Below are 23790 nucleotides of genomic sequence, written 5' to 3'. Positions count from 1 at the left end.
TGCAACCTGCAGACTCAGTTCTGCCGACTCGGCAAGACACTGCCCACCTTTTTGTTCGCATTGTTCGAACGACGCGCGGGGGGATTGAATGCGATATTCTGGCGCTTCCTGGACCAGTCGCCAATAGATGAAGTCGCGACCGGTAGCAAGAAGTCTGCGTTAGGCGAGAGTACTTTCTTGCTGACGTCGGGCCGTAGCAGAGCCGTCGACCTCGCAGGCGGAAGCAATCAAACGCGCAGAGGAATCCAACCTTGGGAGTCTACCGTCGGTGAAGCGGGTGGGCTCGGTCGCTGCGAAATTCGACAACTTGGCTCCGACTCACATCGTCGCGCAAGAGGCTCGCCATATCGTTAGCCTTCGCGTGTCACTGCAGCTTGCGGGCCGTGTGACGACCATCGTTGTCTCGGACGTGCGATACGCGGCTGGCAGGGCCCCGCAACTGAACAGCGCGGCGCCACCGGTTGTCGCCGTCGTCAAAGGACAAGCTGTGGTCGGCGCGTATCCAGTCGATTCAGCGGCAGCTGTTCGCGGCCAGCATCAGCGGCGTGTAGCTTCCCCGAGCGTTTCCCGCAAATCAGCTTTCTGCTTACTTCAAGTCCGGTCAGTCTTACAATTTTCGATCTTCCGGTCTGATGAAAAACGGCCGGTCTGACGAGATCCGAATTCCAGCGGTCAGCCAAAGGACAGCAAAAACAATTTATCAACTGCGTGTTTTATTTGCGTTAAATACCGATATATGTATATTTGACGATGTCAAATTACGCGATTGGGGAGCTTTATTGTGGCAGAGCGAGCCGTACAACTTCTGATGCGAGAGGCGCCGCGTGGACAACCTCTCGACCCTCAGATGCTCAGAAACCTGGGAATCAGCCCTGCGCAGACTCACTACTTGGTGACTGCCGGGTGGCTGCAGCGACTGTCGAAAGGGGCCTATCTGCTCAGGGGAGACGTTCCAACAACGGAAGGGATTCTCATGTACCTGAGCCGACACACTGCGGGGCTTCATGTCGGTGGAAAGACTGCGCTCGACTGGCAGGGGGTACGCCACAACATTGCGTTCCGGCCGCGAATAACGTTGTGGGGACTTCAGGCGTATCGCTTTCCGTCCTGGGTCAAACAGCATTTGCCTCATACCTATCAGACAACGCGGCTGTTCGATGACCAGTTCTCCCTGTCAGACTGTCTCAAGCCACTGCCATTGAAGAATTCCTCTGTCTTGGTATCCATACCCGAACTTGCGCTGCTCGAGCTTGCCAGCGACATTGGCAAGCGCGGCGAAAAGGGGCAATCGCTGGAGGAGGCACTGCATCTGGCTGATTCGCTGCGGAACCTGCGTGCAGATCGTCTCCTTGGACTGCTGCGACGTTGTACACGTGTCAAGGTGGTCAGACTTGTGCGCGACCTGGGCGAGAGCAGCGGACATGAATGGGGCCGCGAGTTACGGGTCATCGCGGATCAGCTGAGCCCGGGCAAGCGCTGGTCAGCTCAAGAAGAGGGCGGCCGAAGGCTCACCCTGAAGCCCTGATTGCCCTCTGGAGGAAAGGCGCACGAGCCGTGAGTGGGAAAGCGATATCCTGGTCCGATGCGATCCGCTTCCCATTCGTCGCGTAACCGGTTTCCACCGGTTACGCCCAGATGAACCGTCGGCATGGCGCAGCGATGTTCACGCTGTCGGGAAACGCTTGTTCGCACGGGGCCCAACGTCGGCGGCAGCAGCGAGTGCCTTTCACGGGCACCGATCGGAGCGTCTCTTCATTCTGACGTGCGCCTAGTTGCGCGCGCCCGTCGGCGCGCTGGCCGGATCGGTGTTCTCCGTTCTTTCCTGCGCGCCTTCGCGAGCCGCTCTTCTACCTCGAGCAGCAGGTCGCTTGGATGGCAGCGCAACGCGGCCGCCAGGGTGAACAGCATGCTGAGCGTCGGCTGATGCTGGCCTAACTCGAGCATGCTGACGTAGTTGCGCCGGATGTTTGCCTCGAAGGCGAACTGCTCCTGTGTCAGCGCCGCCGCTAGACGGCGCTTGCGCAGAACCGCTCCAAAGGCTTCGACAGCTTCCAAATTCTGCTCCCAGTGAAATGGGAGCACTGTCCTTTTGACGCTATAATTTGTCTTCCCAGTTCACTAGGAATTAGCCTGATCTTGAAGGGCTGGCCGGCTTGCGCTGCTAGGGTCTGCGGCTTTCTGAGCCTATTGTGATTGTGTGTGATGGAGCGAAGGCCTGCTGACGGACATCCGGCTCAACGGCAACGAGCAGGGCGCTCCTTCCGCCTTCACGGAAATTCTGCAGATGAGGGATGCGTATCGAATACAAGGACCCAAGGTGACGTGGGCTATCGGATTAACTTAAGGAGTGTAGATGTTGGTCACTGATACGAGCTGGGCGGAGTCGCACCCAGTCAGGAAAGCAATCGCCCAGCCCTATCAGGCGTGGCGGTGTGTCGGCTGGACCGATGAGGTTCTGAACTTTCTTGTTGTGAGCGCGCACAACGTGAGCGATGGCATCGAGCTGCCGGATGGTTGGCTGATTGGTGGGCCGGACGCCTTGATGGAGTTCGCCGCGCAGATCGAACCCGCCAGTTTCAGCGTATATGTACTGGACCTCGTGGCTGAAAACGGCCCCGCACGTTTGCGTCAGGTTACAGGCATCTGGCGCGAAAAGGAGCCGGTCGAAACCATATTGCGCCTGTGGTACTCCACGGATAGCGGCGAAATGAGACCCTGCTCACGCGCCGACCGGCACGTCCAGCCGCCGGACGATCTGGTGTGCGCATTAGTGCTCGGAGAGGTTGCTGCCGCACCGGCTAGCCACTAAACGAGCGTTGGCGTCGCACGTCCGGATTGCGTTGCCTTGGGCCATGCCCAGTCGAGGGCAACGCCACACGGCGTGCTGCGCGGTGCCGGTCCTCTTGCCAACCTTATCAAGGCGAGGCGTATGTCCAGTCCCAAAGATGCTGCGCTTGCTTTTCGCGATGAACTACTTGCGAATCGCTGGCCCGACGACACACGGGTGGCAGAGCTAATCGGTGTCCCGGGCGGTCAGGATGCTGTCGGACATATCCGTGATTTGCTCATTTCCGGTGCCCTGCTCGGGGTGTGGTCTGACGCGCAGCACCGGTACGTGTATCCATGGTTTCAATTTGATTCAAATGGTGCATTACTTCCCGAGATCTCGAGTCTGCTTGAGAACTTGCCCGGTCTGGATGATGGCGGGGGATGGCGGCGCGCATTCTGGCTTTACTCGCCGCACGCGTTACTGGACGGCGGGCTGCCTGCGGAAGTTTTCATAACCGACCCGATACGGGTGATCGAGGTTGCCAGGCGCGAATTCAATCGGGATCCAGATGCTGGCTGGTGAGAAGTGCAGACGTCGAATCGGATTGAATCCGCGTCGCGCCGTCAATGGCGCCGTCGCAGGAAGGAGTTGTTTCTTTTTGCATAGCGGCACCCCTAGAGCGCATTGGCCCATTGCATTGTCGTAGCAATTTCACCGTGAACCCCCCCACCTGACCCAACTGCCCAGAAAGCATGAAGCCGCCCGAGGGCGGCTCTCAGTTCTTTTGCTGCCATGGCGTTGCCGGCTCCCGGTGAAAGGATCGTCTTTCGATTCCACGCGCTCCATTCTTCGATCTGCTGCTGGCGCTTGTCGATTTTTGGCCGCCGTGTAGTTTCTGTCGCGGCTGTTCGCAGCCTTGAACTTGCTGTCGTCGATGGCCACCATGTCACTGGATAGCAGCTTCAGTCGTAAGCACCAGCTATCCCGCCTTGACAACAATGTTGCGACTCTTGGCCGAAGCCGTCCGCTGTGCCAGTATCTTGGCTGGCCGCAATATGCTGGCCACGGAGACGTAAATGAGACATCGAATTTTATTTGCGTAGGCGGCTAACCGCTTGCGTCGGCCCACGGCTGGTTCGGTTCGCTGATCGCTCGCTCCTAACCACAACGTATCCGTCACCGCATCTCGCTGGCATGCCTTGCTGCTTCGATCGCAGGCAGGTGCTGAAGCTCGTCCTTTCAACTCGAGGATCCCGTGCTAACCGAGATCGCATGCTTATCTTCCGCCCTTCGCCAGGACTTCCTGAATCGCCATGCGGGCAAGCAGGGAGCGATCGATCTTCCCTGTCGCGAGACGCGGAAACGATTCGATCACCTTGATGTGACGCGGAATCTTGTATTCGGCCATGACAGGTCTGCACCACGAGACGAGTTCAGATGCATCGAGCGTCGCATCTGGTTTTGCTTCTACATACGCATAGACTACTTCACCGAGTCTCGTGTCCGGAACGCCGACCGCTACCGCAAAGCTCACCGCCTGCATTCCCATCAGAATATTCTCGATTTCGACTGGCGATACGTTCGTACCGCCAACCTTGATGATATCCTTGATGCGCCCGGTAATCTCCAGGTAGCCGTTTTCGTCGAAGCGACCGAGATCGCCCGTGCGCAACCATCCGTCCTCCGTCAGGGCCCGCGCCGTTGCGTCGGGCAACTTGTAGTAATGCAACATCACGGTCGGCCCGCTGCACCAGATTTCTCCCTGCGAGCCGGCGGGCAACTCCTCCAATGAGTCCGGATCGACGATCCTGACACGTCCTTCGGTGATGACCTGCGCCATGTTCCTGCAGCACATCGCCTTGGGATCGTCCCAGGCATTGAAGGTTGTTGACACGGTGTTCTCGGTCATGCCATAGGTAGACAGCAGACGCTCAATGCGAAGTGTCTGCATGATGTTGTCGAATATCTCTTCCCTTAACGTCGAGCCGCCGATATACGCAACCTTGACCGACGATGTATCGCGCGGGCGGTCATTCATCGCCGAGACCATGTCAAAATAGTGTGTAGCTACTCCGCCGATTACCGAGATGCGCTCGCGTTCGATCAGGTCAAGCGCCACGTCGCCACTCCAGTGGGACTGCAGCACCATCGTCGCCGCGCTCAGAATGGCTGGCACGGTCACGATGAACAGACCTGCGACGTGGTATAGCGGCCAGTTGGCGAGCAGGGCATCGCCAGGATTGATTCGCAACAGATCGGCGATCCGTCTGGCGTGACGTAGGGTCCGATGCGAATGTACAACGCCTTTGGGACGACCGGTGCTGCCGGACGTAAAACAGATCAACAGCGGATCGCTCTCCTTGACAGGCGTTTCGGGTGCTATTTGCATGTCGTCGGGCGCCGCTTCAAGGACTGATCGATAGGCAACGGTTCCGGCAGGCGCCTGCCCGTCGACGATCACGATCGAGCGCAGTTGCGGGAAGGTCGACAGGTGAAGAGCACCGGACGGCTGCGCGGGCAACTCAGGACACATCGACAGCATCAGCGCATACGCGTCATTTTTCCAGACCTGGCGTTCGGCGATCAGCACTTTCACGTCGGCCTGTGCGATCAGGTACTGCGCTTCCTCAGCCTTGTAGCGGGTATTGATCGGGACCACGACGGCGCCGATTCGCGCACAGGCGCAGAAGCAGATGATCCATTCGGCGCGCGTCTGCATCCATAGGCCGACGTGGTCCCCGTGACCGACCCCAAGTATTGTCAGTCCCTTCGCAAGCCGCGTCGCCGCGCTGTCAAGCTCCGCATAAGTCAGGCGAGTTTCGCCATCGACCAGTGCGGTAACCGACGGGTGCCCGAGAGCCGCGTTCCGTAGCGCGATACCGAGTGTGTTTTCCGCCATCGCACACCTCAGACTGAGTATCCGCCGTCCAGAGTCAGGCTCTGGCCGGTGATGAAAGAGGCACGGGACGATGCAAGATATACAGTTGCGTCCGCGACCTCGCGCGGGGTGCCCAGCCTCTTGAGCGATGTATTGCTCCGCATCGCCTGTCCGAATTCGGGAGAGACCTGTTCCCAAACCCGATCCATCAGGCCGCCATCGATCGCACCCACAGCAACTGCGTTTGCGCGAATATTGAAGCGTCCTTCCTCGCGTGCGATCGCCCGTATCAGTGCCTCGATGCCGGCTTTGGGTGCCGTCGACAGGATGTCCTTGGGCGAATGCCTCACGAGCGCTGCTGATGTGAGCGCCACGAACGACCCGCCGCCCCCTTTGCGCAAATGCGGAATCGCAGCCTTTGTGACGTTAAAAAACCCCGTGAGGTCACCCGTGATGGTTCTGGCCCATTCGTCGGGATCGATATCCGCTAGGTAGGCCAGGCGGAAATTCGCGCCGCTGGCGAATACAACCGTATGTACTCTGGAAAACTGCTCAGCCACCGCATCGATAAAAGCCTTCGTCGCTTCGCCGTCGGCGACATTAAGCGCACCCGTGTACGCTTTGCGGCCTGACTGCTCGATCATGTTCTGAACTTGCGCCGCTGCGTCTGCGTTGTTCCGGTAGGTCAATGCGACATCTGCACCGAGATCAGCCAGACATCGGCAAATTTCGCGTCCGATGCCGCCACTGCCGCCGACGACAATGGCGGCCCCTTCAGGAAAGAAAGGTTCATCGATACGGGTAGTCATGTTCGGGCGCACTCCTGCAATTTTGTCGACGCATGCCAGGCAAACCTGGCCGTACCTCTGGCGCGAGATGCTCAGGCCGGGAAGATCTCACGGGCTGCGGCGAGCCCATCCTCACAGGCTGGCGCACCGCAGTAGATGCATGCGGTCAGGAAAACTTCCTTGATTTCACCATGGTTACAACCGAGCCGCTGTGCGGCGCGCAGATAAACCTTGAGTTGTGCGAGCCGGTTGCTCGCGCAGAGAATGCCGATCACAACAAGAACCCTGAGCGCGGGCGGCAACGCGTCGTCGCTCCAGAGCACGCCGAAGTAGTAATCGGTTTTCAGCCCTTCATAAGCGAACCCGGCGTCGCCGTCGTCAACAACAGCAGGGGTTTCCACGCCGAACAGTCTCTCGCGCATGACTTTGCCCCGCTTCGCAACCGTATCGACCGCCTCGATGCGGGTGTCGTCCACGGCGCTTGCCGTCGCCGAAACGGGCATTGACTCGTGTTCCATTGCGGCGAATTCCTCGCGGGCCGACTTGATCGCGTCGGTCCCGATGCCGGCGCCCAGGTAGAAACTGATGGTTGCAAGAACCTGCCGCACTTCCGCCCGCGTGGCTCCGTTGCGCACTGCGCCCCGGATATGCACCTTCAACGTTTCACCGCGCGGTGTCAGTGCGGCGAGCATGGCGAATGCCACAAGCGAGCGAGTCTTTGGCGTTAGACCTGCGCGCGACCAGACCTGGGCGTATGCACATTCGTGGCCAAGCAGGTGGTGATACTCGATCAGATCGTCTTCGCTTTCGAGCGCACGACGCACGCGCTCTTCACCGAGTATTTTCGAACGCAACGCAATGCCAGCCCGATGCAATGTATCGTTGACGACAAAAGACATGGAACTTCCTCCAGGATCGTGCAGAGTCAGAGTGCACCGTCGGGCACTTCGACAGCGTTCGAAAGCCGCCAGCGTGACGTGGTCTTTTCCACTCGCGTCACAATGGCAGTCAGTACTACGCTGCAAGCCACGACGACGATGATTGCGGCGAATACACCGGCAGAATCGTATTTGACTGCCGAAAACTCGATCAGATATCCAATGCCGCGATTGCTCGAAATGATTTCGCCGAGAATCGCCGCGGTGAATGCGAGCCGCACGGAGAGACGCAGCCCGACAAAAATCCATGTCAACGCTCCCGGCAAAATGATCTTTCGCGCTATTTCGGACTGCGAGGCGCCCATCAGGCGCAGCGTCTGGATCAGGTCGCTGTCGATTTCGCGAACGCCGTCAAGCGCACTGAACATCATCATGAAGAAGACGGTGATCGCGACGAGTACGATCTTTGATTCGATACCGATACCGAACGCAATGACGAGGAGCGGCGCAATGGCGATCTTCGGCAGCGAGTAGAGTGCGACGATGAACGGCGAGAACACACGTTCGACGAAGGGCAGGAATCCCAATGTGATACCACATGCAATGCCCGCAACCGAGCCAATCGCAAAACCGGCAATCATCGCGGCAAGCGTCACCTGCAGATGAAACCAGAGCGAACCGTCCGCAACCCAGCCGTTCAGCGTCTTCGCGGTTTCCATCGGGCTACTGACCCACGAACTCTGCAGCAAGCCCGCGACGAGTGCCCACACGCCGATCAGCGCGAGCACGACCGCGCTTCTTCCGATGAACGCTCCACCCGGTCTCGCAAGCAGACGGCGTAATGAAATGGTCGGTGAGCCGGCGACAGCCGGGCGCGGCGGCACAACCTTGCGAAGCCCCCGGTCAGGCGGATTGTGGATGGAAGTCATACCCTTTCCGCCTCCTTGACCTCGCCCTTCAGTTCTTCCCACAGATCCTCATAAAGGCGTGAAAAACCCGATGTGAAGCGCACGCGAAACACGTCTCTCGGATAGGGAATATCGACCTGACGGACCGTTTTTATGTGGCCCGGCCGGCCACCGAACACGACGATGCGGTCTGCCAGCGCAATTGCCTCGGCGAGGTCGTGGGTCACGAAAACTACCGTCATGGCATGGTGCTCAGTGAGGCGCAGCAGTTCATCGTGCATCACGAGCTTGAGCTGCGCATCGAGCGCGCCGAACGGCTCGTCCATCAGCAACGTTTCCGGCCCATAGATCAGCGTGCGAGCGAGTGCGGCGCGTTTGCGCATGCCTCCGGACAGTTCACCGGGATAGTGATGCTCGAATCCTCTGAGGCCCACGAGATCGACCATCCGCGCCACGCGGTCATTGCGCTCGCTGACAGACACATGGTTGCAAGCCAGTTCGAGAGCGATGCCGATGTTATCCGCCACACTGCGCCATGGCAGCAACGTGTCCTTCTGCGTGAGGTAGCCCACACGCCGGTTGACCTGGGTGACCGGCTGACCATCGTAGAGTACCCGCCCGGAAGAGGGCGCCGACAGGCCGGCGATCATGTTAAGGATGGTGGACTTGCCGCAACCGCTTGGTCCGACCACGGCGACGAACTCACGATTCGCCACCTGCAGGCTCGTCGGCTGAAGCGCCTGCACGGTGCGGTGCCGTGCCGTGAAACTCTTGCTGACGTCTTCGAGCCGGATTTTCTCAACGGCGTTGCTGACTATCACGTTGCACCTCCTGTTACTTCGCCGCCGCGCGCCAGCCTGAGCACGCCCGGTCGATACGGTTGGCGAGCACGACCATCGCGACGCCGATTGCCATCAGAATGATCAATGTCGCGAAGACGCCGGTCATATCGACCTCCGAAATCGCATTCGTCAGCAGAAAGCCAAGTCCTTGCCGTGCTGCCAGCATTTCGCCCATGGTCGCATCGATCAGGGCGTAAGGCAGCGCAAGCCGCATCGCCGATGCAATCCATGCCGTCGACGCCGGCAGCACGATCTTGCGAAACTGTTCGGTACGGCTCGCGCCCATCAGATTGAGTGTGGCGAACAGGTCCGGATCGATCGATTCCGAGCCTGAAAAAGTCGCAAAGAACAGAATGAAGTACGTCACGATCGTGACGAGCACGACCTTTGGCATCAGGTCCAGGCCAAACCAGAGGATCAACAATGGCGCGAGCGCGATCATCGGGATGTTGTAGACAGAGACGATGATCGGACGCAGCAGCCGGTTGATCACCGGCGCGCGGCCGAGCAGCAGCCCTGAAAGCGCACCGAGTGGCACACCGATTACCAGGCCGATCAGCATTTCGAGGAGGGTCGTGCCGAGATGCATCCAGAGATCCGTCGTGGACCACATCCACAACCTCGCGGCTATCGCGCCCGGACGGCTGATCCACGCATCCGCACCATGCTGCCCCAGGGCCTCCCAGCCGGCGACGATGCACACCGCGACCACCAGCCGGGAAAGATGAAGACTCCAGTCCTTGTTGATGCCGGTCTGCAGGGCTCGCGTGCTCATGTCACTGGCCCTGTTTCGCGGAAGTCTGCCCAAGCGCCAGTCTGGCGGGTTCCGGGTCAACGATGTCGAGATACTTCGCATCGACAGGATGTGTTTCGCCGATACCCGTCCACCTGGCGGTGTTGGCGACCTGCTGCGGCGTGATCAACGGGCTCCTTGCCGACGCCTTGCGATATGAGTCGGCCATCTTCGCGTAGACGGCGGGATCAGTGTTCTGGAAGTACTGGCGCAGCATCGCCGAGGTCTCTTCAGGATGTTGCTGTGTGAAGGCCATCGCTTTGGCAATGGCAGCCACGGCGGCGTTAATCATCGGCCCCTTCTTCTGGATGGTGTCGCGGCTCGTTGCGAGCACCAGAAAGGGCACGCCGGCGACCTCGGGCACTTCGCCGGTAAAGCCGTCGATCACGGTGCGGCCCAGGCCCTTCGATTCGATGATTTCAGGAACCGGCGCCGCGTAGACGACACCATCAATCAGGCCGTTCTGGAACGCGGCGAGGCTCGGTGCTGCGCCGCCGACCGGCCGCAACTGTACCCATTTGTCCGGATCGATTCCGCGAGCGATCAGCATCTTGCGGAACGCGGTCTCGGTGCCGCTCCCGGGGGCAGAGGTACCGATCTGCAGACCCTTGAGGCGCTTGATTTTCTCGTCAAGCGACATGGAGGCGGTGATGCCTGTGCTCTTCAGGGCCTTGTTGGTCAGGACAACCTGCAGCGCGGTCGCGTCGAACAGGTCGGAGATCGCGACGAGCTTGAGACCTTTCGACTCCGCGTCAAACATGTGGAACAGCGACAGGGGCGTGACGTCTGCGCTGCCGCCCATCACGGCAGGCGTCTGGCGCGAGGCCGCACCGACATTCACCCAGTCCACCTTGATCCCCTCGCGCTCGAAAAATCCGCCAGCGCGGGCCACGTAGAGCGGAAAATAAACCAGTGTTTCGCCGCTTATCGCGATGGTCAGCGTGTATTTCGGCGCAACGGTGTCAGCACTGTTTGCAACGCCCGTCAACCCGCAAAGTATCAGCAGGCAGGCGAATATCTTCGATTTCCGGATCAGATGTCGCATGGCTCCTCCCTTTATTGTAAAAATCAACTGCCGGAAGAAAGCGGGAACGTGCCGGGCGTGCGCGATGCCGTTCAGTTGCTTCCGTACTGCCGTCTGGCCGAGGCCGGTACCGCAGACAGTTAATTCAGGGACTGCACAGGCGTCTATCGTCGAAAGCGCTTACTGATCTGCGCGATGAGCCGCCTTTCCGCAAACCAGCCTCGTGTCGGCATGGTTTTGTCTTTCCTGATACCAACGATATAGAAGGACTGCGTGAGCGTCAATACCGAATAGCACATATTTATACGCATCAGTATTTTCACTAAGCGCGGGATCTGCGGCCGATGCGAATTCCGGTCGGAAAATTCAAGGTTCCGTTACAGGGGGGCGCCTACAAGACGCAACGCCATCATTGCGTAGTAGTCGGCAGCGTCTTCGCGGCTCAGACGGCGGCCGGCGCGCCACCACGTGTAGGTGAAAGAGATCATGCCCGAGATCGCACGGGACGTCGTGTGAACGTCGTCGACCTTGAAATCGCCGGACGCGACGCCTCTGTCGATGATCTGCGCGACCATGTCGTCAAACTTCTTCAGTTCAACGGCAAGGGCCGCACGCGCGGCGTCGGACAGCGAACGCTCTTCGCGCCAGAACACGCCAACCATCAACTGGTTGTCGATGACCCATTCGGCGTAGTGACGCGCGAATGTGCGCAGCATCGACGCAGGTGCAGCATCGGAATTGATAGCGCGCTGAACGACTTCCTGCGCGGTGCCTAGCGCGCGCTTGCAGATTGCCTCGAGCACCGCATGCTTGTCCGCATAGTTGTAGTAAAAGATGGCTTTGGAACCGGACAGCCTGTCGGCGATCATATCCACGGTGGTATCGTGGTAGCCGTGCTCGAAAAACGTCTCACAGGCCGCACGCAGAATCAGCTCGCGCTTGTAGGCGCCGACCTCATTGCGGATGCTGCGAGCCCGACTTTCGGGGGGCGTGACCTCAGCCTTCGCTTTGGGTGCAGGTTTTGCAGGCTTGGATCTGGACACTTTTTTCGGCGCGGCGCTGCTTTTTGTACTGGTCGGCATAGTGTTACGTCCGGATTCGAAGATCAACAGGTTATCGTCGCCTCGAATCTTAGCAGATCGTTTTTTGCGCCCAGGAGCGTGACGGTCACTCAGCTCCCTGTCCAGACCGGTGCCCGTTTTTCCCGGAATGCTCTGGGTCCTTCGATTGCGTCGTTGCTGCGGTAGACGGATTCAAAAATATGCGTGGCCGAACGCAGCGCCGCACTTCGGCCCATTTCGGTCGCTGTCAGCAATGCTTCCTTGGCTGCGCGGACCGTCAATGGCGCACACGTGGCGATCGTCGCAGCCAGTTCGAGGGCGGCAGGCATCAGGTCAGCGGGCGCCGTGACGCGGTTGACGAAGCCGACTTCGTAGGCACGCTGTGCGGTGATCGGAGCACCTGTGAGCAGCAGTTCCATGGCGATGCGCTGCGGAATCATGTGAATGAGCGGCGTGGCCCACGGCATACCGCGGCCGACTCTGGCTTCAGTAATACCGAAGGTCGCGCTCGAGCTGGCCACGCACAGGTCGCACATTTGCGCAAACAGCCAGCCGCCTGCCAGCGCGCGGCCATTGACTGCCGCGATGACCGGCTTGCTGACGCGGACGGTATCGCCAAGGATCGGCAGGAAGCTTGCCGGCGGCACGCCAAGGCCCATTTCCGCGGCTTCGACGAGATCCATGCCTGCGCAGAAGTTGGCGTCTCCCGCGCCGGTCAGGATTGCGACACGCAGCTCGGATCGCTCAAATCTGTCGAACATCTCGAAGAGTCCGGTGCGTACCGCCTGGTTGATCGCATTTCCTTTAGCCGGACGGTTCAATGTGATGACCGCGGTCGATCCTTGTTGCTCATAACACAGGTCTGCCATGGGAACTCCTCGGGGTCAGGTATGACGACGTTGCTCGAAGACTTGCCGGGACAGCGCATCCCTGAAGTCAGGATGCGCGATCCGGATCATGGCTTTGATCCGTTCGGACAACGAGCGGCCACGCAGCTCGGCCGCGCCGTATTCGGTGACGATGACATCAACGTCACTGCGGGAGGTGCTGACCGGGCCGTTCAGTGATACGACAATGCGGCTGAGAGCACCATTGCGCGCGGTCGAAGGCAACGCGATGATGGAGCGGCCGCCCACCGAACGGTGCGCGCCGCGCACGTAGTCGAGTGCACCGCCGACCGCACCAACCTGCAATCCATTGGCGACTTCGGAGTTGACCTGCCCCGTCAGGTCCACTTCGAGCGCGCCGTTGATCGAAACCAGTTTCGGCAGCGTGGCTAGCACGCCTGCGCCATGGGTATAAGCGACGGTATGCATGACGATTTGCGGGTTGCGGTCGGCGAACCGGTAGAGACGATCGGTTCCGCCGAGCATGCCGGTGACCGTTTTGCCGCGATCGATCGGCTTGCGGTCGTTGGTGACGGCGCCCGCTTCGATCAGATCGACCAGGCTGTCGCCGATCATGCCGGAATGAATACCCAGCTCCCTGCGGTCTGTGAGGCAGGACATGACCGCTTCAGGTATGGAGCCGATGCCCATCTGCAGCGTCGTGCCGTCGTCTATATACCGGCTGATGTGAGTCGCAATCTGGCGTTCGATTGCGCCGACTGGCGAAGGCGGAATCTGCAGGACCGGCCGGTCGGTGCGCACGACACAGGCCACTCGCTCGCGCGGCAACGTATGCGGGCCGAAGGTGCGAGGCGCCTGCGCGTTGACTTCTCCGATAACGACGCGGGCCTTGCTGGCCGCCGCAACGATGTAATCGCTGCCGACTGCAAACCGGTAATTACCGTCAGGGTCTTCGGTCAGTTGCACCAGCGCGACGTCACACGGGAGAAAGCCCTGCTCGATGTATGGCGCGATATTCGACAACTGCACGGGAATGACTTCCAGCACGCCGGCTTTGGCAAGCTTCCCGTTGCTGGCGTTTCCGCCTATGGCCCTGAAGCGGACGTGATCGGCGTACGCCGGCTGAACGATGTCCGAATAGGTTGCACCGAGGAACACGGAAAACCCGCCTGTCGATGCGCGCTGGGCCATCAGGCGCGAGGTTAGCGGCAGGGGTTCGCTACTCACCTGGCCCCAGATTACCGCGTCGCCCGGCCGGATGAATTGCGCAAATTCGAGGGTCTCCAGCGTCATTTCTTTCGGGGCCGCCACTACGTTTCTCCCAAAGCCTGGACCATCGCGACGATTCGCTGTGCCCGCGCGATCAATGGTGCGTCGATCATTCTTCCTTCAAACGATGTCACGCCGTGGCCAGAAGCCGCCGCATCGCGCGCCGCGGCAAGCAGCCTTTTAGCGTAAGCGGCTTCGGTCGCATCCGGCCGGAACGCGGTGTTCGCGAGTCCCACCTGACGCGGATTCAGGCAGATCTTCCCGTCGTAGCCGAAATCACGCCCGCGCGCGGCATCGCGTCCGAAGAGCGCGTCGTTCTGAATTTCCGTCACGGCTTGATCGATCGCCGCGATCGAAGCGGATTTTGCGGCGAGCACCACACGTTGACGTGCGTAGAGCAATTCGTTAGATGCTTCGGTGCGACGCACGCCCATCTCCGTTGCGAGATCCTCGGCACCGAAATAGACAGCGCGCAAACGCTTCGAGACCTTCACGCAGGCGGCGATATCCATGACGCCAGCAATCGACTCGATTCCTCCTACGATGGCCATCCGCACGCCCGCTGCTGTCATGGCCGTATCGATGTCGAGCAACTGAGCGGCATTCTCGAGCTTCGGTATGACTATGCCGTCGATCTCGCAGGTGAGTGCTCTCGCCAGATCGTGAACGCCAAACGGGCCATCCAACACGTTGATGCGCACCAGCAACCGGCCGCGCAGGTCTCCCTGCCGCGCGACGGCAACCGCTTCATGCAATTGCGCGCGGGCTGTTTCCTTGTGCTCGACTGGTGTACCGTCTTCCAGATCGATCACATAGTTGTCGGCGTCGACCCGTCCGAACTTCGCCAGCAGGTCAGGCCGATTGGCCGGCGCAAAGAACAGGCTTCGCCAGAACGGAGCGTGTTGCATGGCCCCTCTCGCTCACGAGGCCAGGTGAACGTCGCGAGCCGGTTCGCGTTGCTGCGCCCCGATGCCGCGGAAAGTGTCGATCGTCTTGAGCCGCGGCAAGACATCTTCCGCATAGGTCCGGAAGTTCCGATGCGCGACGTCCGCCGGCATGCCACCCATTGTCAGGACGTTGACAACAGCCGCACAATCCAGCGCGCGCACGCGATCGACGGTGGCATCGATTACCTGATCCGGTGTGCCGCTGATCTGCAAGTCCGCCAGAAAACGGTTGAACTGCAGAATGCCGTGCTTTTCGATGTTACGCCGCAGACCGGCGTAGTACTCGTAACCGTTGACTGTCTCCATGCGCGGATTGTTGAATTCGTAGTGCTCAATCGTCGAACGGGCATAGGCCATCGTGTACTGGTCATGCAATTCGCGGGCACGGCCGGCGTCGCGATCAACGGTGGTCAGGTTGACGAGGATCGGACGCGGCGCTTCATAGCCATTGATCGATTCGAAAATCTCCGCATATGCCCGGGTTTCCTTCACCACAGTGTCCCACGGCTTTTGCGCGATCAGCATGAGGCCATAGCCGAACTGCGCCATGATCTTCGCCGATTCGGGAGATACCGCCGACGCATAGCTGCGTCCCCGGAATGTCAGCGGCGAGCGCGGCCGGATTTCCACGGGCGGCTGTTTGAAGAGTTCGCCGTCGGCGCGCATCACCCCCGTTTCGAGGCTTTCGGAAATTGCGCCGGCATATTCGATGAACCGTTGCCGCGACTCACCCATATTCAGACCAAAACCGTCGAACTCAACGGCGCCCAGTCCGCGCCCAAGCCCCAGAATGGTTCGGCCGCCGGACAGGATGTCAAGTACCGAGATTTCTTCCGCAAGTCGGACCGGATTGTGCCAGGGCACGATCATGACCATCGATCCGACCAGCGCCTTCGTGGTACGCGCTGCGACCCAGGTCAAAAACTGCGCCGGGTTCGGCATCATGTGGTAACGCGTAAAGTGATGCTCCGCGGTCCAGATCGACTCGAAGCCACGTGCCTCCGCCTGATCGACAAGTGGCATCTGGACGCCATAGACGTTCTGATCGACTGGATCACCCAGGCCCTGAAAGAAAAAACCTGCGCCGACGTGCATTTTGCCTCTCCCTTGCAGAGCCCTGGGCGCTGCGAACGAATAGCGTTGAAAAGTCATTGTCGATGCCGCAGACATCTCACTCACCCATGAGCGCAGTACGGTCGTCGCCCGGCTAATGTACTTATGAGAATGTCTTTATACTGATGCGTATGTTAGCACCGCATACCACTCTGTCAAGCGATGTTTCGCGGCGGCAGAGAATGCTGCCACAGGGTAAATACTATCAAGAACTAAAATATACGTGCGGGTATTGACAACGGAACCGGATCGCCGCAATCTTCATGGCGTGCGCTACGTGTCGTGACGCCGTCGGCGCGCCGGTTCGTATTTCTTGTCGTCACCTATGCGGGCAAAGATGGTTATGACAGAGCTTCTATCACTGCAGGACAAGGTCGTGATTGTCACCGGAGCCGCTCAGGGAATCGGGCATGCCGTGCTCTCGCTCGCGTTGCAGTCGGGCGCGAGCGTGGCTGCCGTCGATCTGAACGGTGAGCCGTTGCAACGACTTGAGACGCAATACCCGGGGAGAGTCGTCGCATTCGTTGGCGATGTTTCGAATCCGGACTTTGCCCGGGACACCGTGCGCACTACCGTCGAGCGCTTTGGCAGGATCGACGGGCTGGTGAACAATGCCGGCATCAGCCGCCCGGCGATGATCGAGAAGATGGAGCTCGAGCAGTGGCGGCAGGTAATCGACGTTCATCTGACCGGGACTTTCCTGTGGCTGCAGGCGGTGGGCCGTCACATGATCGAGCGCGCCAAAGCCGGCGAGCATGCGCCCGGCGCGATCGTCAATGTTTCGTCCGATGCCGGACGCAAGGGTTCGGTCGGGCAGATCAACTACTCGGCTGCCAAAGCCGGCATGCTGGGGATGACGATGAGCGCGGCACGCGAATGGGCGAAGTACGGAATCCGTACGAATTCCGTATGCTTCGGTCTCGTCGAAACCCCCATGACGGAAGTCATCCGCGGGGAACGCTTCCGCGAAGGGTTGCTGTCGCAGATTCCACTTGGCCGTTGGGCTCAACCCGTAGAAGCGGCCAGACCGATCTGCTTTCTGCTATCGGATGCCGCGTCGTATATCGTCGGTCAGCATATCGGCGTGAACGGCGGTTATCACATGTCGAGCTGAGGCGAGCCCATGAGCGACGTACATCCCGATCAGGAATTTGCATCCTTTCTGGCCGCAGGCCGTTTCATGCTGCAGCGCGCGCGCAACAGCGGTCACTATGTGTTTCCGCCGCGCATCGCTGAGCCAGGCAGCGGTTCGCGGGATCTCGAATGGGTGGAGGCGAGCGGCTGCGGCGTGGTGTATTCGCTGACTGTCGTCGCACAGAAACCGCCCGCTCCGGATTCTGTGATCGTTCTGGTCGATCTGGACGAGGGGCCGCGCATCCTGTCGCGGCTGAACCAGACGCCGCCAACCGATGGTGCGATCGGTGCTGCAGTGCGCGCCCGGATCGTCACACATGAAGGCGAGCCACTTCTGACGTTTGACCTGGTCGACTTCGCCAAGGCGAGGGTGGCCGAATCGGGAGCGCTCCGATGAAAGGTGGATTTCCACGCGGCCGCACAGCAGTCGTCGGAACGGCGACGTTCGGGATTGGTGAGTCGCCGGGTTTGACCTCAATGGATCTGGCCGCTACCGCTGGTTTGATCGCGCTCGGGAACGCGGGCATCAAACTGGCGGAAGTGGATGGCCTTTACGTCTGTCTCCCCGACGACATGCTGTCGGGTTTGAGCCTGGCTGAATACCTCGGCATTCACCCGGCCACGACCGGCAACAACCGGACCGGCGGGTCTGCGTTCCTGACCCACGCCATATCTGCTGCGCTCGCAATCGACGCGGGTCTGTGCAACGTCGCGCTGATCGCCTATGGCGCCAATCCGCGCTCGGGCGTCCGCAGACCGATCGCTGCTCCGGGGGCGTCGATCTATGAAACACCCTATGGTGTGACACTCGCGGCGTCATATGCGCTCGCTGCGACCCGGCACATGCAGGAATACGGCACCACGCGCCGGCAACTCGCGGAGGTCGCGGTGGCGGCCCGTCAATGGGCGATGCTTAATCCCGAAGCCTTTATGCGCGACCCATTGACGATCGACGAATGCCTGGCCGCACGACCCGTCGCATCGCCGTTCACCGTGCGCGATTGCTGCCTGATTTGTGACGGCGCGGCGGCCGTGGTGATGACCAGTGCGAGCCGCGCGCGGGATCTGATAGCGCGGCCCGCCTACCTGCTCGGAGGAGCTGAAGCAACCTCGCACCGCTATATCGCACAGATGCCGGACCTGACCACGACTGCCGCGGTGCAGACTGGCAGCCGCGCGTTCGCCCAGGCGGGCATCGGGCCCTCAGATATAGATGTCCTGGAACTCTACGACGCGTTCACGATCAACCCGATCCTGTTTCTGGAGGACTTTGGATTCTGCGCAAAGGGTGAGGGCGGAGCATTTGTCGAAGGAGGACGGATTGCTCCGGGAGGCAGTCTGCCGGTCAATACCAATGGCGGTGGTCTGTCGTGCGTCCATCCCGGTATGTATGGCCTTTTCACGATGGTAGAAGCGGCACGGCAGATCGCGGGGCAATGTGGCGCACGCCAGGTACCGGGAGTGAATCTGGCTCTCGCGCACGGCAACGGCGGCGTGCTGAGCAGTCAGGCAACGCTCATCTTCGGCTCTGCTGAAGCACGTGGATGAAGGGGGGCCAGTCATGACCATCGACTATGAGAGGGTACTAACGCTGGATATCCCGGCCGTGGAGTATGCCTACACCTCAAAGGACGTGATGCTGTATGCGCTCGGATTGGGCATCGGCGGCAATCCGCTTGATGAGGGCGAACTGCGCTACGTCTATGAAAAAGATCTGGCGGTATTTCCGACCATGCCGGTAATTCACGCGTTTGCTTCTCTGCGTGATATGGACCTGGGAATCGACTATACCCAGATCGTGCACGGTGAACAGGTACTGACGCTACACGCACCGCTACCCGTTTCGGCCACCGTCATCGGCAAGACGCGGGTTGTCGATATCGTGGATCGCGGCGAGAAGGGCGCAATGCTCTATCTGGATCGGGACGTTGTCGACAAGCCAACAGGGAGAGCGCTGGCCACTGTCGGCATGGGCGTCATCTGCCGGGCCGACGGCGGATTTGGCGGCCCGGTGACGGAGTTGCGCGTATCGCACCCCGTTCCCGGGCACGAGGCCGACTTCAGCGTGGATCTTCCCACCTGGCCTCAACAGGCATTGATCTACCGCCTGTCCGGCGACCTGAATCCGCTGCACGCTGATCCCGCAGCCGCACGCAGGGCTGGCTTTGAGCGCCCGATACTGCATGGTCTTGCGACCTTCGGAGTCGTCGCCCGCGGGCTCGTGGCGCGCCTGCTGAACAACGACGGAAGCAGGTTGAAATCACTGCGCGGACGTTTCAGCTCGCCGGTGTTTCCTGGCGACACACTGCGTGTCGAAATCTGGTGCGAACCCGAAGGAGTAACCATGCGCGCGCGTGCGCTGGAACGGGACAAGGTCGTTTTCAACAATGGATATGCCACCCTGGCATGAACCGGTAATGGAGCGCACAGACATGATGTTCGATGCACAGGCTGATCTGCAGGAAGCGAGTGAGCCGACGGGGCCGTTGCGCGGTCTGCGTATCGTTGACCTGACGACGGTACTGATGGGTCCGTATGGTACGCAGATCCTCGGCGACATGGGCGCGGACGTCATCAAGGTCGAGGGGCCCGACGGCGATCTGGTACGTCTGATCGGGCCTGCGCGCCACGCGGGAATGGGGGCGCTTTTCATCAATACGAATCGCAGCAAACGCAGTCTTGCCATCGATCTGAAGCAGGAGGAAGGCCGGTCGGCACTGTTGCGTCTCGCCGCCGGGGCGGACGTATTTGTCTACAACGTGAGGCCCCAGGCCATGATGCGGCTTGGGCTCTCGTATGAAGCGCTGGCGGCGGTCAATCCGCGCATTATCTACGCGGGCATGTTCGGCTATAGTCAGAACGGTCCTTATGCAGATCGTCCTGCGTACGACGACCTGATGCAGGGCGCGTCGACGCTGGCCGCGATGTTCAGCAGGAGCACGGGCGGGCCGCCCCAATATGTGCCGGCTGCCATCGCTGATCGCATTACGGGGCTCGCGGCCGTTAACGCGATTCTGGCCGCGGTGATCGAGCGCAATGTCAGCGGCAAGGGGCAGCGCATCGATATTCCGATGTTCGAGACGATGGTGAATTTCGTGCTGTCGGATCATATGGGCGGCTTGTCGTACGATCCACCTCTCGATGCGGGCGGTTATCAGCGTCTGCTTTCGCGAAGCCGGCGCCCGTACAAGACGCTCGATGGATACGTCTGCGCAATGGTGTACACGGACAGGCAGTGGCGCAGTTTCTATCGGGTTCTTGGCCGCGAAGCCGAGTTAGACGCCGATGCGCGCTTCGCAACTCTGTCCACGCGAAGCCAGCACATCGACGCCATTTACGCCGAGCTTGAAAGGACGCTGGCTACGCGGACCACCGCGCAATGGCTTCAATGTCTTGGTGAGATCGATATTCCGGCGGTGCCGGTTCATGACCTTCAGAGCATTTTTCACGATCCTCATCTGGCTGCAACACATTACTTTGGCCTCGAGCAGCATCCTACCGAAGGCCCGCTTCGAACCATGCGCCATCCGGGCACATGGTCCCGCACCCAGCCGGCAGCCCATCGGTTCACGCCGCGCCACGGCGAACATAGCGTGCAGGTGTTAAAAGAAGCCGGACTGAGCGATGCACAGATCGACGATCTGATTGCCCGAAAGATCATCGTCAGCGCCGAGCAGACGGCGGAACTTCCCGGAGAGACGTCATGAACTTCGAGCCCACGCCGGAACAGGTTGCAATCTGCGACGCGGTTGAACAGTCGTGTTCTGCTTTTACTGAAGATTACTGGCTGGAGCGCGATACGGACGGCGAATTTCCTCATGCGTTCTACGATGCGATGGCCAAAGCCGGTTGGTTCGGCATGGCGATTCCGGAAGCGTATGGCGGATCCGGTCTCGGCGTGACGGAGGCAGCGCTGATGATGCAGACGGTGGCGGCGACCGGAGCCTGCATGTCGGGTTGTTCGTCATTTCATATCAACATCTTCGGCCTAAACCCCATCGTCGTGTTTGGAACGGAGGAGCAGAAACAGCGTTTTCTGCCACCGGCGCTGACGGGCAAAACAAAAACCTGCTTCGGCGTCACCGAACCCAACACGGGGCTGAACACCACGCAACTGAAAACGAGAGCAGTGCGATCGGGCGATCGTTACATCGTGCATGGACAGAAGGTCTGGATCTCGACGGCGCAGGTGGCCGACAGGATACTGCTGCTCGCGCGTACCACGCCGATCGAGGAGTGCCGAAGTCATACCGATGGCCTGTCGCTCTTTTATACGGACCTTGACCGTAGCAAAGTGTCGATCCGGCGAATCGAGAAGATGGGCCGCAAGGCGGTGGACTCCAACGAGCTGTTCATCGACAACCTCGAAGTGCCGCTCGAAGACCGGATCGGCGAGGAAGGCAAGGGCTTTCGCTATATCCTGCACGGCATGAATCCCGAACGCGTTCTGCTTTCCGCGGAAGCGATCGGTATCGGACGCGTCGCGCTACGCAAGGCGGCAGCGTACGCCAATGAACGTGTCGTGTTTGACAGGCCAATTGGCAGGAACCAGGGCATCCAGCATCCGCTTGCGCAGAACTGGATGGAACTCGAGGCCGCAAATCTGATGATGCTCAAGGCGGCATGGTTATACGACAACGGACGCGAGTGCGGTGCGGAAGCGAACGCTGCGAAGTATCTCGCGGCGGAGGCCGGCTTTCACGCCTGCGAGCGGGCCATTCTTACCCATGGAGGCTTCGGTTACGCGAAGGAATACCATGTCGAACGCTATTTGCGCGAAGTGATGATCACACGCATTGCACCCGTTAGCCGCGAAATGATTCTGTCGTACATCGCCGAGCGGGTGCTGGGTCAGTCGAAGTCGTATTGAGCGGGCATCATCGATGCGGGTGACGCGCCGCGCTGCGCTAGGGGCGACGCGCGATCAGCAGCCCGCTCGTTCCCTCCTGGGCGACCGTGCCGTCCTGCTTGAGAAGCTGCATATGCCTGTCGATAATGCCCCGGTTCGAGCGGGTCAGTCGCTTGGCGACGATCGTCATTTCCAGGTTCAGCGTATCGCCGATATAAATGGGCGCGCGAAACGACCAGTCACGGATGTCCGTCATCGCGATCGCTGTGTCCGCAAAATCGGCGATGCGACCGAACAGTCCGATCGCCAGTGCAATACCGAATGGACCATGAGCGATGCGCTGACCGAATTCGGTCGAGGCGGCATACAGAGCGTTGACATGTACAGGATGTGTATCTCCCGAGACCATCGCGAACAGTGCGAGATCCATCTCGTTCACGCTGCGCCCGGCAATAGAGTAACGCCGACCGACCTCAACGTCCTCGTAGTAAAGAGTGCTCACCTGTATCTCCTTTGTGGATGTGGATGCAGTGACGGGAAACATCGCTTTCCAATGTATACCTGTACGTATAACTATATACCAATAAGTATTGACAACGGCGAGCTGCCGTTGCAATCTGCTATCGATGATGTAACACAGCCGATGCCTCAAGAAGGGCTGCCAATAGCAGAAGCTGGGCGGTGTGCTGTTCCGGCCGGTTTTCACGGAGCATGATCATGACTTTCTCGCGCGAAGAATTTGTCGGGGCCATGCGGCGCTTTCCTGGCGCCGCCAACATCATCACGACCGGTACGGGAGATAGCCGCGCCGGCTTCACGGCAACAGCCTGCATCTCGCTGACCGCCGATCCACCACAGGTCGGCGTTGCTGTGAACAGGACGGTGAGTTCATATCCGCAACTCGTCGAAAATGGCTACTTCTGCATCAATACGCTTGCCTCCGACCAGCTCGAACTGGCGAGCCGCTTCTCCGGTCCCATCAAAGGTGCCCAACGGTTTCTTGAAGGGAAATGGACCGAACTGAAAACGGGGGCGCCTGTACTCGAAGGCGCAGTCGTCAATCTCGATTGCAAGGTGACGAACAGGCTGGAACTCAGTACGCACACGCTGTTTGTCGGCGAAGTGGTGGCGGCCCGTCAGGCGATCGACGCGAAGCAGCTTCTCTATGTCGACGGAGACTGGGCAAGTCTGTTGCCCGCTACTGGCCGCGACGTCGCGGGTGTAATGGATGGCATTCACACCGTCACGTCGGCCGTCGAACGGGCAAGCAGACTGTCCGACGATCCGCTGGCGAATCTCGAAGCGTTTGTGAAAGAATGGACGAAGATCTACACCACCACCGAAGCCGTCACACAGAAATACATGAGCGCGAAGCTCTATGTTTCGCCGATTGATTTGCAGGCGTTAAACGCAGCGGGCCGCGAATTCGACGACAGACTCACGGCCCTGCTAGCGCAAGGCGTCGAAGCAGGATGCCTTGAAGCAGCCGACCCGCGTCTTACCGCGTACGCGATTTCCGGGCTGGTGGGCTGGATTCATCGCTGGTATCGCCCTGACGGGCGCCTCAGTCCCGAAGAGATCGGCCAGTACCTGGCCGTACTCGTCAGGAAAATGGTCAGTTGTTCTGATAAAACGGAAACAAGTGGAAGTAGAACGGGTGTCATTTGAGGATTAGTATTTTTAGCATA

At 59.9% G+C, this 23790-nt stretch carries 24 protein-coding genes; 10 read left to right on the top strand and 14 right to left on the bottom strand.

Going from position 1 to position 23790, the window contains the following annotated elements; genetic code table 11:
• Positions 1-781 precede the first annotated feature (781 nt).
• A complete protein-coding gene (locus ACAX43_RS14080; protein WP_370709007.1) occupies positions 782-1525 on the top strand; it encodes a type IV toxin-antitoxin system AbiEi family antitoxin domain-containing protein in 744 nt (247 codons plus the stop codon).
• A gap of 227 nt (positions 1526-1752) precedes the next feature.
• On the opposite strand, the gene ACAX43_RS14075 is transcribed toward ACAX43_RS14080, so the two are convergent.
• On the bottom strand, positions 1753-2055 hold the full coding sequence (locus tag ACAX43_RS14075) for a helix-turn-helix domain-containing protein (RefSeq protein WP_370709006.1): 303 nt from the start codon (positions 2053-2055) through the stop codon (positions 1753-1755).
• Positions 2056-2353: 298 nt separating this feature from the next.
• Between ACAX43_RS14075 and ACAX43_RS14070 the strand changes: the two genes are divergently transcribed.
• Together ACAX43_RS14070 and ACAX43_RS14065 are read left to right on the top strand one after the other, a co-directional pair.
• On the top strand, positions 2354-2809 hold the full coding sequence (locus ACAX43_RS14070) for a hypothetical protein (RefSeq protein ID WP_370709005.1): 456 nt from the start codon (positions 2354-2356) through the stop codon (positions 2807-2809).
• 120 nt (positions 2810-2929) lie between these two features.
• Complete coding sequence (locus tag ACAX43_RS14065; protein WP_370709004.1) at positions 2930-3352, top strand: hypothetical protein; 423 nt, start codon at positions 2930-2932, stop codon at positions 3350-3352.
• 694 nt (positions 3353-4046) lie between these two features.
• On the opposite strand, the gene ACAX43_RS14060 is transcribed toward ACAX43_RS14065, so the two are convergent.
• From ACAX43_RS14060 to ACAX43_RS14005, 12 genes are all read right to left on the bottom strand, one after another.
• Positions 4047-5669: a class I adenylate-forming enzyme family protein gene (locus ACAX43_RS14060; protein WP_370709329.1), complete on the bottom strand. Its 1623-nt coding sequence runs from the start codon at positions 5667-5669 to the stop codon at positions 4047-4049.
• A gap of 8 nt (positions 5670-5677) precedes the next feature.
• Positions 5678-6457, bottom strand: coding sequence for an SDR family NAD(P)-dependent oxidoreductase (locus ACAX43_RS14055; RefSeq protein WP_370709003.1), 780 nt, complete (start codon positions 6455-6457; stop codon positions 5678-5680).
• Between the two features lie 71 nt (positions 6458-6528).
• Entirely contained in the window at positions 6529-7335 is an 807-nt protein-coding gene (locus tag ACAX43_RS14050) for a carboxymuconolactone decarboxylase family protein (protein ID WP_370709002.1), read from the bottom strand.
• Positions 7336-7361: 26 nt separating this feature from the next.
• A complete protein-coding gene (locus ACAX43_RS14045) occupies positions 7362-8243 on the bottom strand; it encodes an ABC transporter permease (protein ID WP_370709001.1) in 882 nt (293 codons plus the stop codon).
• Positions 8240-9043 (bottom strand): ABC transporter ATP-binding protein, encoded by an 804-nt coding sequence (locus ACAX43_RS14040; protein WP_370709000.1) that lies wholly within the window; start codon positions 9041-9043, stop codon positions 8240-8242. The genes ACAX43_RS14045 and ACAX43_RS14040 overlap by 4 nt, the downstream gene beginning before the upstream one ends.
• A 13-nt stretch (positions 9044-9056) precedes the next feature.
• Positions 9057-9839 carry an ABC transporter permease gene (locus ACAX43_RS14035; RefSeq protein ID WP_370708999.1) on the bottom strand — a complete coding sequence of 261 codons (783 nt, stop codon included), beginning with the start codon at positions 9837-9839 and terminating at the stop codon, positions 9057-9059.
• Position 9840: 1 nt separating this feature from the next.
• Entirely contained in the window at positions 9841-10902 is a 1062-nt protein-coding gene (locus ACAX43_RS14030) for an ABC transporter substrate-binding protein (RefSeq protein ID WP_370708998.1), read from the bottom strand.
• Between the two features lie 356 nt (positions 10903-11258).
• Positions 11259-11963: a TetR/AcrR family transcriptional regulator gene (locus tag ACAX43_RS14025; protein WP_370708997.1), complete on the bottom strand. Its 705-nt coding sequence runs from the start codon at positions 11961-11963 to the stop codon at positions 11259-11261.
• An 89-nt stretch (positions 11964-12052) separates the two neighbouring features.
• Positions 12053-12811: an enoyl-CoA hydratase-related protein gene (locus ACAX43_RS14020; RefSeq protein ID WP_370708996.1), complete on the bottom strand. Its 759-nt coding sequence runs from the start codon at positions 12809-12811 to the stop codon at positions 12053-12055.
• A gap of 15 nt (positions 12812-12826) precedes the next feature.
• The gene (locus ACAX43_RS14015; protein WP_370708995.1) at positions 12827-14083 is read right to left on the bottom strand and encodes an acetyl-CoA hydrolase/transferase family protein; all 1257 of its coding nucleotides are present in this window, start codon (positions 14081-14083) and stop codon (positions 12827-12829) included.
• A gap of 17 nt (positions 14084-14100) precedes the next feature.
• Complete coding sequence (locus tag ACAX43_RS14010) at positions 14101-14967, bottom strand: CoA ester lyase (protein WP_370708994.1); 867 nt, start codon at positions 14965-14967, stop codon at positions 14101-14103.
• Positions 14968-14979: 12 nt separating this feature from the next.
• A complete protein-coding gene (locus tag ACAX43_RS14005) occupies positions 14980-16101 on the bottom strand; it encodes an LLM class flavin-dependent oxidoreductase (RefSeq protein ID WP_370708993.1) in 1122 nt (373 codons plus the stop codon).
• Positions 16102-16462: 361 nt separating this feature from the next.
• Here ACAX43_RS14005 and ACAX43_RS14000 point away from each other — a divergent pair, with 361 nt between their 5' ends.
• The 6 genes from ACAX43_RS14000 to ACAX43_RS13975 are packed head-to-tail and all read left to right on the top strand — an operon-like array spanning position 16463 to position 22123.
• Positions 16463-17233 (top strand): SDR family NAD(P)-dependent oxidoreductase, encoded by a 771-nt coding sequence (locus tag ACAX43_RS14000; RefSeq protein ID WP_370708992.1) that lies wholly within the window; start codon positions 16463-16465, stop codon positions 17231-17233.
• A gap of 9 nt (positions 17234-17242) precedes the next feature.
• Complete coding sequence (locus tag ACAX43_RS13995) at positions 17243-17650, top strand: Zn-ribbon domain-containing OB-fold protein (RefSeq protein ID WP_370708991.1); 408 nt, start codon at positions 17243-17245, stop codon at positions 17648-17650.
• Positions 17647-18801, top strand: a complete 1155-nt coding sequence (locus ACAX43_RS13990) for an acetyl-CoA acetyltransferase (RefSeq protein ID WP_370708990.1) — start codon at positions 17647-17649, stop codon at positions 18799-18801. The genes ACAX43_RS13995 and ACAX43_RS13990 overlap by 4 nt, the downstream gene beginning before the upstream one ends.
• Before the next feature lie 13 nt (positions 18802-18814).
• Positions 18815-19663 carry a MaoC/PaaZ C-terminal domain-containing protein gene (locus ACAX43_RS13985; RefSeq protein ID WP_370708989.1) on the top strand — a complete coding sequence of 283 codons (849 nt, stop codon included), beginning with the start codon at positions 18815-18817 and terminating at the stop codon, positions 19661-19663.
• A gap of 7 nt (positions 19664-19670) precedes the next feature.
• Positions 19671-20960: a CaiB/BaiF CoA transferase family protein gene (locus ACAX43_RS13980; protein ID WP_370708988.1), complete on the top strand. Its 1290-nt coding sequence runs from the start codon at positions 19671-19673 to the stop codon at positions 20958-20960.
• Positions 20957-22123 carry an acyl-CoA dehydrogenase family protein gene (locus ACAX43_RS13975; RefSeq protein ID WP_370708987.1) on the top strand — a complete coding sequence of 389 codons (1167 nt, stop codon included), beginning with the start codon at positions 20957-20959 and terminating at the stop codon, positions 22121-22123. The genes ACAX43_RS13980 and ACAX43_RS13975 overlap by 4 nt, the downstream gene beginning before the upstream one ends.
• Before the next feature lie 37 nt (positions 22124-22160).
• Here the strand turns inward: ACAX43_RS13975 and ACAX43_RS13970 are convergent, their stop codons facing one another.
• Positions 22161-22604 (bottom strand): MaoC/PaaZ C-terminal domain-containing protein, encoded by a 444-nt coding sequence (locus ACAX43_RS13970; protein ID WP_370708986.1) that lies wholly within the window; start codon positions 22602-22604, stop codon positions 22161-22163.
• Positions 22605-22819: 215 nt separating this feature from the next.
• Between ACAX43_RS13970 and ACAX43_RS13965 the strand changes: the two genes are divergently transcribed.
• Positions 22820-23770 carry a flavin reductase gene (locus tag ACAX43_RS13965; protein ID WP_370708985.1) on the top strand — a complete coding sequence of 317 codons (951 nt, stop codon included), beginning with the start codon at positions 22820-22822 and terminating at the stop codon, positions 23768-23770.
• Positions 23771-23790: the final 20 nt, after the last annotated feature.

The organism is Paraburkholderia sp. IW21 (assembly GCF_041321145.1).
Lineage (GTDB): Bacteria > Pseudomonadota > Gammaproteobacteria > Burkholderiales > Burkholderiaceae > Paraburkholderia.
Note: the sequence above shows the minus strand (reverse complement) of the source record. Positions and strands in the feature narration are given on the sequence as shown.